General features: G+C 73.4%; 13 protein-coding genes. 11 read left to right on the forward strand and 2 right to left on the reverse strand.

Going from position 1 to position 14,826, the window contains the following annotated elements:
- Positions 1-7 precede the first annotated feature (7 nt).
- The 5 genes from MJ876_RS09635 to MJ876_RS09655 are packed head-to-tail and all read left to right on the forward strand — an operon-like array spanning position 8 to position 4,109.
- Positions 8-448 (forward strand): SPFH domain-containing protein, encoded by a 441-nt coding sequence (locus tag MJ876_RS09635; RefSeq protein ID WP_240236059.1) that lies wholly within the window; start codon positions 8-10, stop codon positions 446-448.
- 9 nt (positions 449-457) lie between these two features.
- Positions 458-910 carry an NfeD family protein gene (locus MJ876_RS09640; RefSeq protein ID WP_240236060.1) on the forward strand — a complete coding sequence of 151 codons (453 nt, stop codon included), beginning with the start codon at positions 458-460 and terminating at the stop codon, positions 908-910.
- 42 nt (positions 911-952) lie between these two features.
- Positions 953-2,056 carry an SPFH domain-containing protein gene (locus MJ876_RS09645; protein ID WP_240236061.1) on the forward strand — a complete coding sequence of 368 codons (1,104 nt, stop codon included), beginning with the start codon at positions 953-955 and terminating at the stop codon, positions 2,054-2,056.
- On the forward strand, positions 2,053-2,844 hold the full coding sequence (locus MJ876_RS09650) for a sulfite exporter TauE/SafE family protein (protein ID WP_240236062.1): 792 nt from the start codon (positions 2,053-2,055) through the stop codon (positions 2,842-2,844). The genes MJ876_RS09645 and MJ876_RS09650 overlap by 4 nt, the downstream gene beginning before the upstream one ends.
- Before the next feature lie 17 nt (positions 2,845-2,861).
- Positions 2,862-4,109, forward strand: a complete 1,248-nt coding sequence (locus MJ876_RS09655; RefSeq protein ID WP_240236063.1) for an MFS transporter — start codon at positions 2,862-2,864, stop codon at positions 4,107-4,109.
- A 250-nt stretch (positions 4,110-4,359) separates the two neighbouring features.
- On the opposite strand, the gene MJ876_RS09660 is transcribed toward MJ876_RS09655, so the two are convergent.
- Both MJ876_RS09660 and MJ876_RS09665 read right to left on the reverse strand, forming a co-directional pair.
- Positions 4,360-5,313: an alpha/beta hydrolase gene (locus tag MJ876_RS09660; RefSeq protein WP_240236064.1), complete on the reverse strand. Its 954-nt coding sequence runs from the start codon at positions 5,311-5,313 to the stop codon at positions 4,360-4,362.
- A gap of 27 nt (positions 5,314-5,340) precedes the next feature.
- The gene (locus MJ876_RS09665) at positions 5,341-6,066 is read right to left on the reverse strand and encodes an IclR family transcriptional regulator (RefSeq protein ID WP_240236065.1); all 726 of its coding nucleotides are present in this window, start codon (positions 6,064-6,066) and stop codon (positions 5,341-5,343) included.
- 136 nt (positions 6,067-6,202) lie between these two features.
- On the opposite strand from MJ876_RS09665, the gene MJ876_RS09670 reads away from it, so the two are divergent.
- From MJ876_RS09670 to MJ876_RS09695, 6 genes are read left to right on the forward strand one after another with little or no spacing between them, the layout of a single operon-like run.
- Complete coding sequence (locus MJ876_RS09670) at positions 6,203-8,389, forward strand: malate synthase G (protein ID WP_240236066.1); 2,187 nt, start codon at positions 6,203-6,205, stop codon at positions 8,387-8,389.
- The gene (locus tag MJ876_RS09675) at positions 8,386-8,823 is read left to right on the forward strand and encodes a heme-binding protein (RefSeq protein ID WP_240236067.1); all 438 of its coding nucleotides are present in this window, start codon (positions 8,386-8,388) and stop codon (positions 8,821-8,823) included. The genes MJ876_RS09670 and MJ876_RS09675 overlap by 4 nt, the downstream gene beginning before the upstream one ends.
- Positions 8,824-8,842: 19 nt before the next feature.
- Entirely contained in the window at positions 8,843-10,309 is a 1,467-nt protein-coding gene (locus MJ876_RS09680; RefSeq protein WP_240236068.1) for an FAD-linked oxidase C-terminal domain-containing protein, read from the forward strand.
- Positions 10,309-11,580: an FAD-binding oxidoreductase gene (locus MJ876_RS09685; RefSeq protein WP_240236069.1), complete on the forward strand. Its 1,272-nt coding sequence runs from the start codon at positions 10,309-10,311 to the stop codon at positions 11,578-11,580. The genes MJ876_RS09680 and MJ876_RS09685 overlap by 1 nt, the downstream gene beginning before the upstream one ends.
- Position 11,581: 1 nt before the next feature.
- Positions 11,582-12,997, forward strand: coding sequence for a glycolate oxidase subunit GlcF (glcF, locus tag MJ876_RS09690; protein ID WP_240236070.1), 1,416 nt, complete (start codon positions 11,582-11,584; stop codon positions 12,995-12,997).
- A 37-nt stretch (positions 12,998-13,034) separates the two neighbouring features.
- The gene (locus MJ876_RS09695) at positions 13,035-14,741 is read left to right on the forward strand and encodes an L-lactate permease (RefSeq protein ID WP_240236071.1); all 1,707 of its coding nucleotides are present in this window, start codon (positions 13,035-13,037) and stop codon (positions 14,739-14,741) included.
- The last annotated feature ends 85 nt before the right edge of the window (positions 14,742-14,826 follow it).

A 14,826-nucleotide genomic window follows, 5' to 3' on the forward strand; every position in this document is an offset into this window, starting at 1 on the left:
AGTCGGCGTGCGGGTCCGGGAGGGCATGGTCGGCGTCGTGCAGCGACGCGGTCGCCCCCGCCTGCTGCCGCCGGGGCGCCACTGGCTGGTCCCGGGCCTCGACCGGTACGTCGGGGTGGTCGACGCCGGTCCTCAGGTCCGGCAGGTCCCGGTGTTCACCGCCGTGGACCGCGACGGAGCCACGGTCTCGCTCGGCCTGCGGCTGGCCTGGACCGTCAAGGACCCCGTGGCCGCGGTCACCGAGATCGTGCGCGTCGCCGAGGGCGTCGAGCAGCTCGCGGTCGTCAGCGCGCGGAACCACGTGGGCGCCGTCGGGGTCGAGGAGGTGCTCGTCGGCAGCGGCGCCCTCGCCGAGGGCGTGCGCGAGGTCCTCGCCGAGGCGTGCCAGCGGTGGGGCGTCGCCGTCGACCGGATCGAGGTCACCCACCTGACCAGGGGCCACGGCTAGGGTCGGGGCATGGACTTCGAGCCCTGGCAGGCGTGGCTGGGCCTGGGCGCCCTGCTGGCGATCGCCGAGGTCCTCGGGACCGAGCTGATCCTGCTCATGCTCGCCGTCGGGGCCATGGCCGGGATGGTCGCCGCCCTCGCCGGGCTCGGCGTCGAGCTGCAGGTCATCTCCGCCGCCCTCGTCTCGGTGGCCATGCTGGCGCTGGTCCGCCCCTCGGTCCTCAAGCGGCTCCACCAGGGGCCCGAGCTGCGTCACGGGCACACGCGGCTCGTCGGCAGCCGGGCCCTGGTCACCGAGGAGATCACCGCGACCGCGCCCGGGCGGGTCAAGCTGGACGGCGAGATCTGGTCGGCCGCGCCGTACGACGAGCACCTGACGATCGCGCCGGGCGAGACGGTCGAGGTGTTCGAGATCCGGGGCGCGACGGCGTACGTGCACCCGGTGCCGCGCCTGGAGTCCTAGACCGTCGCTAGCCTGGCCGCACTCGATCCCGAGGGGGAACCCGTGAGCGTCACCGTTCTCGTCCTGCTGGTCCTGATCGCGCTCCTCGCGGTCGCGGTGCTGGCCAAGACCGTCAAGATCGTGCCGCAGGCGCGTGCCGGGATCGTCGAACGCTTCGGCAAGTACCAGGGGACCCTGGACCCGGGCCTGAAGCTGATCGTCCCGTTCATCGACCGCGTGCGGTACCTCATCGACCTCCGCGAGCGGGTCGTGTCGTTCCCGCCCCAGCCGGTGATCACCGAGGACAACCTGACGGTCTCGATCGACACCGTCATCTACTTCCGGGTCACCGACCCCGTGGCGGCGACGTACGAGATCGGGGACTACATCCAGGCGGTCGAGCAGCTGACGATGACGACGCTGCGCAACATCGTCGGCGGCATGACGCTGGAGGACACCCTCACCAGCCGCGACTCGATCAACGGCGGGCTGCGCGGCGTCCTCGACGAGGCGACGGGCAAGTGGGGCATCCGGGTCGGCCGCGTGGAGATCAAGGGCATCGACCCGCCGCCGTCCATCAAGGACTCGATGGAGAAGCAGATGCGCGCCGACCGCGACAAGCGCGCCCTGATCCTCACCGCCGAGGGCCAGCGCCAGTCGGCGATCCTCACCGCCGAGGGCAGCAAGCAGTCCGCCATCCTCACCGCGGAGGGCGAGCGCGAGGCCGCCATCCTGCGGGCCCAGGCCGAGCGCGAGTCGTCCATCCTGCGGGCGCAGGGTGAGGGGCAGGCCATCCAGACCGTCTTCCAGGCGATCCACGACGGCAACCCGGACCAGTCGCTCCTGGCCTACCAGTACCTCCAGATGATGCCGAAGATCGCCGAGGGCGACGCCAACAAGGTGTGGATCGTGCCCAGCGAGATCACCAAGGCCCTCGAGGGCCTGGGGTCGACCATGAACAGCATGCGGGGCATCCCGGACGACGTCGGCGGCCCGCGTGTCCGCGTGGACACGAGCACCCCCTCGCTGGCCAAGGAGACCGAGGCCGACGAGTCGCTCTCGGAGGCCCAGGCCGACGTGCGCGCCGCGATCGCCGAGGCCCAGCGGGCGGCGACCCCGGGTGCGTCGTCGGGCTCCGCCGAGCCGGAGGCACCCGGCACCCCGTGAGCCCCGCGGAGATCGCCGCGATCGTCCTCGCGGGGATGGGCGCCGGCCTCATCAACACGGTCGTCGGGTCCGGGACCCTCATCACCTTCCCCACGCTGATCGCGTTCGGCGTCCCGCCGGTCACGGCCAACGTCTCGAACTCGATCGGGCTCGTGCCCGGATCGATCTCGGGGGCGATCGGCTACCGCCGCGAGCTGGCCGGCCAGCGGCGGCGCATCCTCAAGCTCGGCCTCGCGTCGTTCCTCGGCGGCGTGGCGGGCGCGGCGCTGCTGCTGGCGCTCCCGGAGTCCGCGTTCGCCGCGATCGTCCCGGTCCTGATCGTCCTGGGCGTGCTCCTCGTCCTCGCGCAGCCGCGCATCTCGCGGTGGGTCGCGCGGCGTCACGAGGCCAAGGGCACCGCCGGCGACCGGCCCGCGGACGGCGGCTGGTGGGTGTGGCCCTCGATCCTCGGCACCGGCGTGTACGGCGGCTACTTCGGCGCCGCGCAGGGCGTCCTGCTGATGGCCGTGATGGGGATCGGCATCGACGAGGACCTGCAGCGCCTGAACGGCGTCAAGAACGTCCTCGCCGCGATCGTGAACGGCGTCTCCGGCGTCGTGTTCGTCGCCGTCCACTTCCTCGTCGAGCCGTACGTCGACTGGTGGATCGTCCTCTACATCGGCGTCGGCGCGGTGATCGGTGCGCAGATCGGCGCGAAGGTGGGCCGTCGGCTGCCGCCGTTCGGCCTGCGGATCGTCATCGTGGTCGTCGGCGTCGCCGCCGTCGTGTCCTTCCTCGTCGGCAGCTGAGCCGGACCGCGCAGGCCGTGAGCCCGACCGTCGTCGACCGGGTCGCCGTCCAGCGGCGCACCCTGCGGGTCGTCGTCGCCTCCCAGGTGCTCGGCGGTGCGGGGCTCGCGGCGGGCATCACCGTCGGGGCGCTGCTGGCCCAGGACATGCTCGGCGGGACCGGTGCGGCGGGCCTGCCCGTCGCGCTGTTCACGCTCGGCAGCGCGCTCGCGGCGTACCTGGTCGGGCGGGTCTCGCAGCGCGCCGGACGCCGCGTGGGCCTGGCCGGGGGCTTCCTCGCCGGCGCGCTCGGGGCGGCGGGCATCGTGCTCGCCGCCGTCCACGACCTCGTGCCGCTGCTGCTGGTCTCGCTGCTCGTGTACGGCGCCGGGACCGCCACCAACCTGCAGGCGCGCTACGCCGGGACCGACCTCGCGGCCCCCTCCGAGCGGGGGACGGCGATCTCGGTCGCGATGGTGTCGACCACGTTCGGGGCCGTCGCCGGGCCGGCGTCCGTCGACCTGCTGGGGTCCCTCGCGGCCTCCTGGGGCCTGCCCCCGCTGACCGGCCCGTTCGTGCTCGGCGGCGCGGCGTACGGCGCCGCCGGGCTGGTGCTGCTCGTCCTGCTCCGGCCCGACCCGCTGCTCGTGGCTCGCCGCCTCGCCGCGGCGGAGGCTCCGGCGCACGACCGCGACCTCCCGTCGGTCGTCGCCCTGCCCGGCGGCGTCGGCCTGGGGGCCACCGTGATGGTGCTGACGCAGGTGGCGATGGTCGCGATCATGACGATGACCCCGGTGCACATGCGCGCGCACGGCCACGACCTCGGCGACGTCGGCCTCGTCATCGGGCTGCACGTCGCCGCGATGTTCCTGCCGTCGCTCGTCACCGGACGCCTCGTGGACCGGGTCGGTCGCCTGCCGATGGCCGTCGCGGCCGCCGCCGTCCTGCTCGCCGCCGGCGTCGTGGCCGCCGTGGCGCCGGCGGACTCGCTGCCCACTCTCGTCCTGGCCCTCGTGCTGCTGGGGCTCGGCTGGAACCTGGGCCTCATCAGCGGCACCGCGCTGCTCGTCGACGGGACGACCCCCGAGCGCCGCGCCCGCACCCAGGGCACCGTGGACGTCCTCGTCGCGCTCGCCGGCGCCTCCGGCGGCGTCCTGTCCGGGCTCGTCGTCGACGCGACCAGCTTCGCCGTGCTGTCGCTGGGCGGGGGAGCGCTCGCCCTGCTGCTCGTCCCCGCCGTCGTCCGCCAGCGCACGGTCGCCGAGTCGGCACGTCTGCGCACCTGAGCGGGGTCGAGTCGGCACGTCTGCGCACCTGAGCGGGGTCGAGTCGGCACGTCTGCGCAGTGGGTGAACACGTCCCGCGGCCAGGGCGCGTCCGGAAGGGGCCGTTGTCACGGTGGCCCGTGTCGAGATGCGCCACTCGTCGGCCCCGAGCTCCGCGGAGGTGCCGGGCGGCACGGTGATCGAGCCCGCCCCGGTGCGCAGATGTGCCGACTCGACGCTCCCTGGGTGCGCAGACGTGCCGACTCGGCGGTCAGTCGAGGAAGCGGTCGGCCCAGTCGGCGAGCGCGTCGTGGACGCGGGTGAGGGCGGGCTCCTCGGACAGGACGACGTCGTGGCGGGCGCCCTCGACGGCGACGACCTCGACGCGGGGGCCGATGCGGGGGGCCCAGCGCCACATGTGCTCGACGTCGAGGACGACGTCCGCGCTGCGCAGGTCGTCGGCGCTGAGGGGCGGCTCGGCGCTGCGGTCCGAAGTCAGCACGAGCACCGGCACGTCAACGTGCAGCCCGCGGTGCAGCTCGGCGTGGGCGCGGCGGATGGCGCGCAGCCAGCCGAGGCGGACGGGGAACGACTCCACCGGCTTCCACCTCAGGTCGTAGGTCTGCCGGCCCCCGTGGTCGCGGTGCAGGCTGCGGCCGTAGCCACCGTCGACGGTCCGGGGGACGACGACACCGGGCAGCACTGCGCCGACGACGTCGATCACCCGCGTGCCGACGGTGCGCAGCAGCGTGGAGCCCTGGAGGTCGAGCCACGGCGCGTTGAGGACGACGCCCGCCACGGTGCCGGCCTGCACGTCGCGGCGGTCCTCGCACCACAGGGCGACGACGAGCGCACCCGTCGAGTGGGCCGACACCACGAGCCTGTCGTGGCCGTCGCGGACCGTGATCCGCTCGTACGCGGCGTCGAGCTCCTCGGCGTACGTGCGCACGTCCTGCACGTCGGTCGGGGTCTGGTGCGGCAGCAGCGAACGGCCGTACTTGCGCAGGTCGAGGGCGTAGAAGTCCCAGCCCCGCGAGGTCCACCAGGCGGCGAAGTCGGTCTGGAAGAAGTAGTCGGCGAAGCCGTGCACGTGCAGGACAGCACCTCGGGCGACGGTGCCCTCGTCGGCGGGACGGTGGACCAGCGTCGCGACGACCGAGCCCTCCGCGTCGTCGGCGAGCGGGATGGTCTCCGCCGTCCACGGCGGCCCCAGCACGTCCTGCATGCCGGGATCCTCGCACCCCGCGGGGCGTCAGATCAGGGCGGCCGCGAGCTCCTGGGCGGTACGACGGAGCAGCGGGACCGCGTCGCCGACCAGCCCGTCGGTCATGCGGGGCGCGGGCCCGGAGACGGAGATCGCCACCCGGGGCTCCTCGGTGGGGACGACGACCGCGACGCAGCGCACGCCGACCTCCTGCTCCTCCTCGTCCATCGCGTAGCCGAGGCGCTCGATCTCGTCGAGCCCGTCGCACAGCTCCTCGAGGTCCGTGAGCGTGTGCGGGGTCCGGGGCGCCATGCCGGTGCGGGTCAGCAGGGCGCGGGCCCGCTCGCGGGGCATGCGGGCCATGATCGCCTTGCCCACGGCCGTGCAGTGCGGGTCGACGCGGCGCCCGACCTCGGTGAACATCCGCATGGAGTGCCGGCCGGGCACCTGCGCGACGTAGGCGATGCGGTCGCCGTCCAGGACGGCGAGGTTGGCGGTCTCGCCGAGCTCCTCGACGAGCCCGGCGAGCGCGCGCTCGGCGCCCACGCCGACGCTGGAGCCGGCGGTCGCGCCGAGGGGGACGAGCCGGAAGCCGAGCGCGTAGCGGCGGTCGGGGAGCTGGCGCACGTAGCCCCGGGCGCGCAGCGTGCCGAGCAGCCGGTGGGCCGTCGGGAGTGCCGTCCCGGTGGCCGCGGCGAGGTCGGCGATCGTCATCGCCCCGCCACGCGAGGCCAGCATCTCGACGAGGTCGAGCGCGCGGTGCAGCGACTGCACGCCGCCTCTCTCACCCGAGGTTGACACGCTCTCGCCGCCCTCCGTAGTTTTCCGTGGACAGGAAACACACTTCCACAATGCGGAAACTCGGGCAAGCAATGTCGGTCGAGTTCCGCCGTCGACGATGAGGGAGCCAATGACGTCTGCGTCAACGTCCGGGCGGGTCCAGGCAGGGGGGCTCGACGTCGCCGCCGAGCTGCACCGGTTCGTGGAGGAGGAGGGACTCCCGGGCTCCGGTCTCGAGTCCGACTCCTTCTGGGAGGGGCTGGCGGCGCTGGTCGCCGAGCTCTCGCCGCGCCACCGCGAGCTCCTGGCCGAGCGCGACCGCATCCAGGCCGCGCTCGACGACTGGCACAGCGCGCACCCGGGGACGCCGGAGCCCGACGCCTACAGGTCCCTCCTGCGGGACCTCGGCTACCTGCTCGAGGAGCCCGCCGAGGTCAGCGTGACCACGAGCGGCGTCGACCCGGAGGTCGCCGGGATCCCCGGCCCGCAGCTCGTCGTCCCGCTTCTCAACGCCCGCTTCGCGACGAACGCGGTGAACGCCCGCTGGGGCTCGCTGTACGACGCCCTGTACGGCTCGGACGTCGTCCCCACCGACGGCGACCTCGCCCCCGGCAGCGACTACAACAAGACCCGCGGCGACGAGGTCATCCGCCGCGGCCGTGAGCTCCTCGACGCCCACTGGCCGCTGGACGGCGCCTCCCACGCCGACGTCACGGCGTACGCCGTGGACGGCGACGGCCTGGCCGCCACCGTCGACGGCGAGGCCCGGCGCCTCGCCGAGCCGCAGCAGCTCGTCGGCTACCGCGGCGACGCGGCCTCGCCGGAGGCCGTCGTCCTGGTCCACCACGGCCTGCACGTCGAGATCCAGGTCGACCCCGACGACCAGATCGGCAGCACCGACTCCGCCGGTGTGAAGGACCTCCTGCTCGAGTCCGCGGTCTCCACGATCATGGACCTCGAGGACTCCGTCGCCGCCGTGGACGCCGAGGACAAGGTGCTCGGCTACCGCAACTGGATGCGCCTCATGGACGGCACGCTGTCCGAGGAGGTCACCAAGGGCGGGAAGACGTTCACCCGCGCGATGAACGACGACCGCGTCTACACCGCGCCCGACGGCGCCGGCGAGGTCACGCTGCACGGCCGCTCGCTGCTGTTCATCCGCCAGGTCGGCCACCTCATGACCACCGACGCCGTGCGCGACGCGAACGGCGACCCGGTGCCCGAGGGCCTCCTCGACGCCGTGATGACCGGCCTCGGCAGCCTGAAGGACGTCCAGGGCCGCACCGAGCGCCCCAACTCCCGCACCGGCGCGGCGTACGTCGTGAAGCCGAAGATGCACGGTCCCGACGAGGTCCAGCTCGCCGTCGACCTCTTCGCGGGCGTCGAGCGGCTCCTCGGCATGGAGCCCCTGACGATCAAGATGGGGATCATGGACGAGGAGCGGCGCACCTCGCTCAACCTCAAGGCCTGCATCGAGCGCGCCCGCGAGCGCGTCGTCTTCATCAACACCGGCTTCCTCGACCGCACCGGCGACGACATCCACACCTCCATGCAGGCCGGCCCCATGGTCCGCAAGGCCGACATGAAGAAGACCGACTGGATCGAGGCCTACGAGGACCTCAACGTCGACATCGGCCTCGAGTGCGGCCTGCTCGGCCGCGCGCAGATCGGCAAGGGCATGTGGGCCGCACCCGACAGCCTCGCCGCGATGTACGAGGCCAAGATCGGCCACCCGCAGGCCGGCGCCACCTGCGCCTGGGTGCCCTCGCCGACGGCGGCGACCATCCACGCCCTGCACTACCACCAGGTCGACGTGAAGGCCCGCCAGGAGGAGCTCGCCGCGAGCGGCCGGCGCCGCGACCGCGAGCAGCTGCTCGTCGTCCCGCTCGGCGACCCCTCCCAGTGGTCCGAGGAGGACCGCACCGCCGAGATCGAGAACAACCTGCAGAGCCTGCTCGGCTACGTCGTCCGCTGGGTCGACGCCGGCGTGGGGTGCTCCAAGGTGCCGGACCTGTCCGGCGAGCCGCTGATGGAGGACCGCGCGACGTGCCGGATCTCGGGCCAGCACGTCGCCAACTGGCTCCACCACGGCGTCGTCACCCGCGAGCAGGTCGAGCAGACCCTGCAGAAGATGGCCGCCGTGGTCGACGAGCAGAACAGCGGCGACCCCGGCTACACGCCGATGGCCCCGTCGTTCGACGGCCCGGCGTACGAGGCGGCGAGGGCGCTGGTCCTCGACGGCCTCGCCCAGCCCAGCGGGTACACCGAGCCGATCCTGCACCGCCAGCGCGCCGTCAAGAAGGAGCAGTCCGCATGACCCACCACCACGTCGACCTCGAGACCGCTCGCACGATCGTGGCCGCGGCCCGCGCCCACGGCGCCGAGCAGGGCTTCAAGCCGCTGACCGTCGTGGTCCTCGACCCCGGCGGGCACGTGGTCGCCGTCGAGCGGGAGGACGGAGCCTCGATCGGCCGCTTCGACATCGGCTACGGCAAGGCCCACGGAGCGCTCGCCCTCGGGATGGGCTCGCGCTCGATCATGGCCCGGGCCGAGCAGCAGGCGTACTTCGTCGCCGCGGTCACGAACGCGGTCGGCGGGTCGCTGGTCCCCGTGCCCGGCGGGGTACTCGTCAAGGACTCCGACGGCAACCTCCTGGGCGCCGTCGGCATCACGGGCGACACCTCGGACAACGACGAGGCGGCGGCCGTGGCGGGCATCGAGGCGGCCGGCCTGGTCGCCCAGGTCGACTAGCGACTCCTGGGGAGCTCACATGGGTGCAGAGCAGATCGAGGCCGTGGCCGCCGTCGCGCGGCGGACCCTCCCGGCCGAGGGCGTCATCGACGACCGCACGCGGCTGCGGACCTACGAGTGCGACGGGCTGGCCCACTACCGGGTCACCCCGGCGCTCGTCGTGATCCCCGAGGACGCCGAGCAGCTGGGCGCGGTCGTGGCCGCGTGCGCCGAGCACGGCGTGCCGTACGTCGCCCGCGGGTCCGGCACGGGCCTGTCGGGCGGGGCCCTGCCGCACGCCGAGGGCGTGCTCGTGGTGACCTCGCGGATGCGGGAGATCCTCGAGGTCCGTCGGGAGGACCAGCGTGCGCTCGTCGAGCCCGGCGTCATCAACCTCGACGTCACCAAGGCGGCGAGCGGCGACGGCTACTACTACGCGCCGGACCCCTCCAGCCAGCAGATCTGCTCTATCGGCGGCAACGTCGCGGAGAACTCCGGCGGCGCCCACTGCCTGAAGTACGGCTTCACCGCCAACCACGTCGCCGCGGCCGACTTCGTCGCCCCCGACGGCGAGACGGTGCGGCTCGGCACCACGGCCCCCGACGCGCCGGGCTACGACCTCCTGGGCGCCGTCATCGGCTCCGAGGGCACCCTCGGGATCGTCACCACTGTGGAGGTCAAGCTCACCCGGCTCCCGCAGGACGTGCGCACGCTGCTGGTCGGCTTCGAGTCCACCGACCAGGCCGGCGCGGCGACGTCCGCGATCATCGCCGCGGGCATCGTGCCCGCGGCGATCGAGATGATGGACGCCCTCGCGATCGAGGCCGCCGAGGCCGCCGTCTCCTGCGGCTACCCCGACGGCGCGGGCGCCGTCCTCGTCATCGAGCTCGACGGCTCGACCGCGGACGTCGACGCCGAGTTCGACGACGTCGAGCGGATGTGCCGCGACAACGGTGCCTTCGAGATCCGGGTCGCGACCGACCCCACGGAGCGGGCGCTGATCTGGAAGGGCCGCAAGTCGGCGTTCGCCGCGGTGGGCCGCATCAGCCCGGACTACATCGTCCAGGACGGCGTCATCCCGCGCACCGCGCTGCCCGAGGTGCTCACGGCGATCGACGAGCTGTCCCGGTCCTCCGGCGTCCGGGTCGCGAACGTGTTCCACGCCGGCGACGGCAACCTGCACCCGCTCGTGCTCTTCGACGACGCCGTCGAGGGGGCGGGGGAGGCCGCCGAGAAGGTGTCCGGCGCGATCCTCGACCTCTGCATCGAGCACGGCGGCTCGATCACCGGAGAGCACGGCGTCGGGATGGACAAGGCGAAGTACATGCCGCGCATGTACTCGGACGAGGACCTCGACACGATGCAGCTCGTCCGTTGCGCGTTCGACCCGGCGGGCATCTCCAACCCCGGCAAGCTCTTCCCCACGCCGCGTCTGTGCGGTGAGGTCCCGGGCCGCCACAAGGGGCCGCACCCGCTGCAGGCCGCCGGTCTCGCGGAGGTGTTCTGATGACGACCCAGGCCGGCCACGCCGCCTCCGTCGACACCGGGGCCCGCGAGGCGCTCGGCTCGGCCTGCGCCGAGGTCCGTGACGCCACCGAGGCGGACGCCGTCGACGGCGTAGCCCCCGCCCTCGTCGCCCGGCCGGGCAGCGTGGACGAGGTCGCCGAGGTGGTGCGGGCCGCCGCGGCCCACCGGCTGCGCGTCGTCCCGCGAGGTGCCGGCACCAAGCTGACCTGGGGCCACGCCCCGTCCGGGGTCGACGTGCTGCTCGACCTGGGCGGGCTCGACCGGGTCACCGACCACGCGGCCGGCGACCTCATCGTCGCCGCGCAGGCCGGCACGCCGCTCGCCCGGCTGCAGGAGACCACCGCGACCGAGGGCCAGCGGCTGACGCTCGACGAGACGGTCCCCGGCTCGACGATCGGTGGGATCCTCGCCACCAACGCCTCCGGCGCCCGCCGGACGGCGGTCGGCTCGGCGCGCGACCTGCTGATCGGCATCACGATGGTCCGCCACGACGGCATCGTCGCCAAGGCCGGCGGCCGGGTCGTGAAGAACGTCGCCGGCTACGACCTCGGCAAGCTGCTGATCGGGTCGATGGGCACGCTCGGCGTCGTCGTCGACGCGACGTTCCGCCTCCACCCGCTGCCCGCGGCCTCGCGCTGGGTGACCGCCCGCGCCGACAGCCCGGCCCGAGCGATGGAGCTCGCGCAGGCCGCCGTCCACGGCCAGGTCGTCCCCGCCGCCGTCGAGGTCGGCTGGGAGGCCGGCGCCGGCACCGTCAGCGTGCTGCTCGAGGGGCGCGAGTCCGGCGTCCAGGGCCGCGTCGACGACCTGTCGCCCCTGCTCGGCGGCGACGTCGAGGTCGGCGAGGAGCCGCCCGCGCAGGGGGCGACGTACCCCTGGGACACCGCCGCGACCGGCGACGACCGGGCCACCGCGCTGAAGGTCACGTTCGCGCTGTCGGGCCTGGCCGACGTCCTCGCCACCCTGGAGGGCAGCCCCGCCGTGCTGCGCGGCTCCGCCGGCTCCGGGGTCGTGTACGCCGCGCTGCCGTCGTCCACCCCGGTCGCCGAGGCGTCCGCGCTCGTCGACCGGCTGCGCGCGACCACCACCCGCCACGGCGGAGCCACCGTCGTGGTCGACGCCCCGGCCGCGGTGAAGGACGCCGTCGACGTCTGGGGCCCGGTGCCCGCCCTCGCCCTCATGCGCCGCGTGAAGGACCAGTTCGACCCCGACCACCGGCTCTCGCCGGGCCGCTACGTGGGAGGCATGTGAGATGACGCAGGAGAAGGACGCGACCGACGTCGACGGCATGGCCGGCACCCAGGGCGCGAACCCCCTGGCGGTCGACCCGGCCGACGTGCTGGGCGGACCGAGGGCGGGGGCGTTCGACGAGCACCACCCGCCGGACGCCGCGCTCATCGGCGACTGCGTGCACTGCGGGTTCTGCCTGCCGACCTGCCCGACGTACGTGCTGTGGGGCGAGGAGATGGACAGCCCCCGCGGGCGCATCTACCTGATGAAGCAGGGGCTCGAGGGCGAGCCCATGACCGACGAGATGGTCGGCCACTTCGACGCCTGCCTGGGCTGCATGGCCTGCGTGACGGCCTGCCCGTCCGGGGTGCAGTACGACACGCTCATCGAGCAGACCCGCGCCCAGGTCGAGCGGAACCACGAGCGCACGCCGGCCGACAAGGCGCTGCGCGGCCTGATCTTCTCGCTCTTCCCGCACCCGAGGCGGTTGCGGCTGATGCGCGGGCCGCTCAAGGTGCTGCAGCGCACCGGACTCGACCGCGCGATGCGCCGCACCGGCCTGCTCGACCGCATGGCCCCGCAGCTCGCGGCGATGGAGAAGCTGGCGCCGAGGCTGGGCAAGCCGATGCCGCTGCCCGAGCACATCACCGCCTCCGGCGAGCGCCGGATGACGGTGGGGATGCTCGTCGGCTGCGTGCAGGGCGCGTTCTTCCCCGGCGTGAACGCCGCCACCGCCCGCGTGCTCCAGGCCGAGGGGTGCGACGTCGTCGTCCCGCAGGACCAGGGCTGCTGCGGCGCCCTGTCGGTCCACGCGGGCCGCGAGTCCGAGGGCGTCGCGTTCGCCAAGAAGCTCGTCGACAGCTTCTCGGACGCCGGCGTCGAGCGGATCGTCGTCAACTCGGCGGGCTGCGGCTCCACGATGAAGGAGTACGCCGAGCTGCTCGCCGACGACCCGGCGTACGCCGACCGTGCGAAGGCCTTCGCGGAGAAGACCCGCGACATCTCGGAGATCCTGCTCGAGCTCGGCCCCCGCGCCGTCCGGCACCCGCTCGAGGTGACGATCGCCTACCACGACGCCTGCCACCTCGCGCACGCCCAGGGCGTCCGCAAGCAGCCGCGCGACCTGCTCACCGAGATCCCCGGCCTGACGCTGAAGGAGATCCCCGAGGGGGAGATCTGCTGCGGCTCGGCCGGCATCTACAACATCCTCAACCCCGGGCCCGCCCAGGAGCTGGGGGACCGCAAGGCCGCCAACATCGCGAAGACCGGCGCGGAGCTGCTCGTCACCGCGAACCCGGGCTGCCTGATGCAGGTGACCTCGGCGCTGCACCGTCACGCCGAGCAGAACGGAACCGCGCCGATGGGGATGGCGCACACCATCGAGGTGCTCGACGCCTCGATCCACGGGGCGCCGCTCTCGGCGCTCATGGACCGCTAGCCCCGTCCGAACCACCCACGATCTCGGGAGAGACCCCATGTTCCAGCAGGACCTCGAAGCCGTCGGAGGCTCGCTGACGCTGTCGGCGCTCGTCGCCGCCGTACCGCTGCTCACGCTGTTCGTCCTGCTGGGCGCACTGCGGATGAAGGCGTGGCAGGCGGGGCTCATCTCCCTGGCCGTCACCATCGTGCTCGCCGTCCTGGCGTTCTCCATGCCGGTCGACCAGGCGCTGCTCGCCACGACGCAGGGCGCGGTGTTCGGGTTCTTCCCGATCCTGTGGATCGTCATCAACGCGATCTGGGTCTACAACCTCACGGTCGCGTCGGGACACTTCGACGTGCTGCGCCGCTCGTTCGAGAAGGTCAGCCCCGACCAGCGCGTGCAGGCCATCATCATCGCCTTCTGCTTCGGCGCGCTCCTCGAGGCGCTGGCCGGCTTCGGCACCCCGGTCGCCATCACCGTGGTCATGCTGATGGCGCTCGGCTTCCAGCCGATCAAGGCCGCGGTCGTCGCCCTCATCGCGAACACCGCGCCGGTCGCCTTCGGCGCGCTGGCCACCCCGATCACCACCCTCGCCGCCGTCACCTCGGGCGTGAACGACGACTCCCGCCTGACCGTCGAGACCCTCGGCGCCATGGTCGGGCGCCAGACCCCGATCCTCGCGATCTTCGTGCCGCTCATCCTCGTGCTCGTGGTCGACGGCAAGCGCGGCGTGAAGCAGACCTGGCTGCCCGCGATCGTCTGCGGCGTCGCCTTCGCGATTTCGCAGTACGTCGCCGCGAACTTCATCTCCGTCCCGCTGGCCGACATCATCGCCGCGCTCGGCGGTGCGCTCGCCGTCGTCGTCCTCAGCCGCGTGTGGCAGCCCGCCGAGACCATCACCGCGGACGCCGAGGCCATCCGCGAGAACGCCCAGCGCGTCGGTGGCGACGCGGGTGGAGCGTCCACCGGCGGCGTGGCCGTGGACCAGGGCGGCCCCGTGACGGACTCCGGCTCCGAGGTCGCGAAGGCCTACGCGCCGTACCTGATCATCATCGCCATCTTCTCGATCGTGAACATCCCGGCGGTCAAGGCGTTCTTCGCCGAGGAGCCCTGGACCGTCGTCTTCAGCTGGCCCGGGCTCGAGGTGCTCAACCCGGCCGGCGAGCCGGTCTCGACGACGATGTACACCTTCAACTGGCTGCCCGCCGCGGGCACCCTGATGATCTTCGCCGGCCTGCTGACGATGCTCGTGCTCAAGGTGTCGCCGGGCCAGGGCCTGAAGACCTACGGCAAGACGTACGGCGAGCTGAAGTGGGCCATCGTCACCGTCATGGCGGTGCTCGCGCTCGCCTACGTGCTCAACCTGTCCGGCATGACCGTCTCCCTCGGCGCCTGGCTGGCGCAGACCGGCGCCGCGTTCGCGATCCTCTCGCCGATCCTCGGCTGGATCGGCGTCGCGGTCACCGGCTCCGACACCTCCGCGAACGCCCTCTTCGGCGCGCTCCAGGTGCAGACCGCCGCCCAGGCCGGGCTCGACCCGGTGCTCATGGCCTCGGCGAACACGTCGGGCGGCGTGCTCGGCAAGATGGTCAGCCCGCAGAACCTCGCCATCGCCGCGGCCGCCGTCGGCCTCGCGGGCAAGGAGGGCGACATCTTCCGCAAGGTGATCGGCTGGAGCCTCGTGCTGCTGGTGGGCATGTGCATCCTGGTCGGTCTGCAGGCCACCCCGGTCCTCGACTGGATGGTCCCGGCCGCCCCGTGAGCCGCCTGTGCCGTGGGGGGGGCCCCCCCGGGGGGGGGGGGGCCCCCCCCAGGCCCAAACCGGTGCCCCCCCGGAGGACGGGGCC

Origin of the sequence: Nocardioides sp. CFH 31398, assembly GCF_022436705.1 — a bacterium.
GTDB lineage: Bacteria > Actinomycetota > Actinomycetes > Propionibacteriales > Nocardioidaceae > Nocardioides.

What these genes read in the sequence shown, in the direction of transcription:
- MJ876_RS09640 (WP_240236060.1), top strand. Translation starts at nt 458, where the DNA reads ATGGACTTCGAGCCCTGGCAGGCGTGGCTGGGCCTGGGCGCCCTGCTG.
- MJ876_RS09685 (WP_240236069.1), top strand. Translation starts at nt 10,309, where the DNA reads ATGACGACCCAGGCCGGCCACGCCGCCTCCGTCGACACCGGGGCCCGC.
- glcF (WP_240236070.1), top strand. Translation starts at nt 11,582, where the DNA reads ATGACGCAGGAGAAGGACGCGACCGACGTCGACGGCATGGCCGGCACC.
- MJ876_RS09660 (WP_240236064.1), bottom strand. Translation starts at nt 5,313, where the DNA reads ATGCAGGACGTGCTGGGGCCGCCGTGGACGGCGGAGACCATCCCGCTC.
- MJ876_RS09680 (WP_240236068.1), top strand. Translation starts at nt 8,843, where the DNA reads ATGGGTGCAGAGCAGATCGAGGCCGTGGCCGCCGTCGCGCGGCGGACC.
- MJ876_RS09670 (WP_240236066.1), top strand. Translation starts at nt 6,203, where the DNA reads ATGACGTCTGCGTCAACGTCCGGGCGGGTCCAGGCAGGGGGGCTCGAC.
- MJ876_RS09675 (WP_240236067.1), top strand. Translation starts at nt 8,386, where the DNA reads ATGACCCACCACCACGTCGACCTCGAGACCGCTCGCACGATCGTGGCC.
- MJ876_RS09695 (WP_240236071.1), top strand. Translation starts at nt 13,035, where the DNA reads ATGTTCCAGCAGGACCTCGAAGCCGTCGGAGGCTCGCTGACGCTGTCG.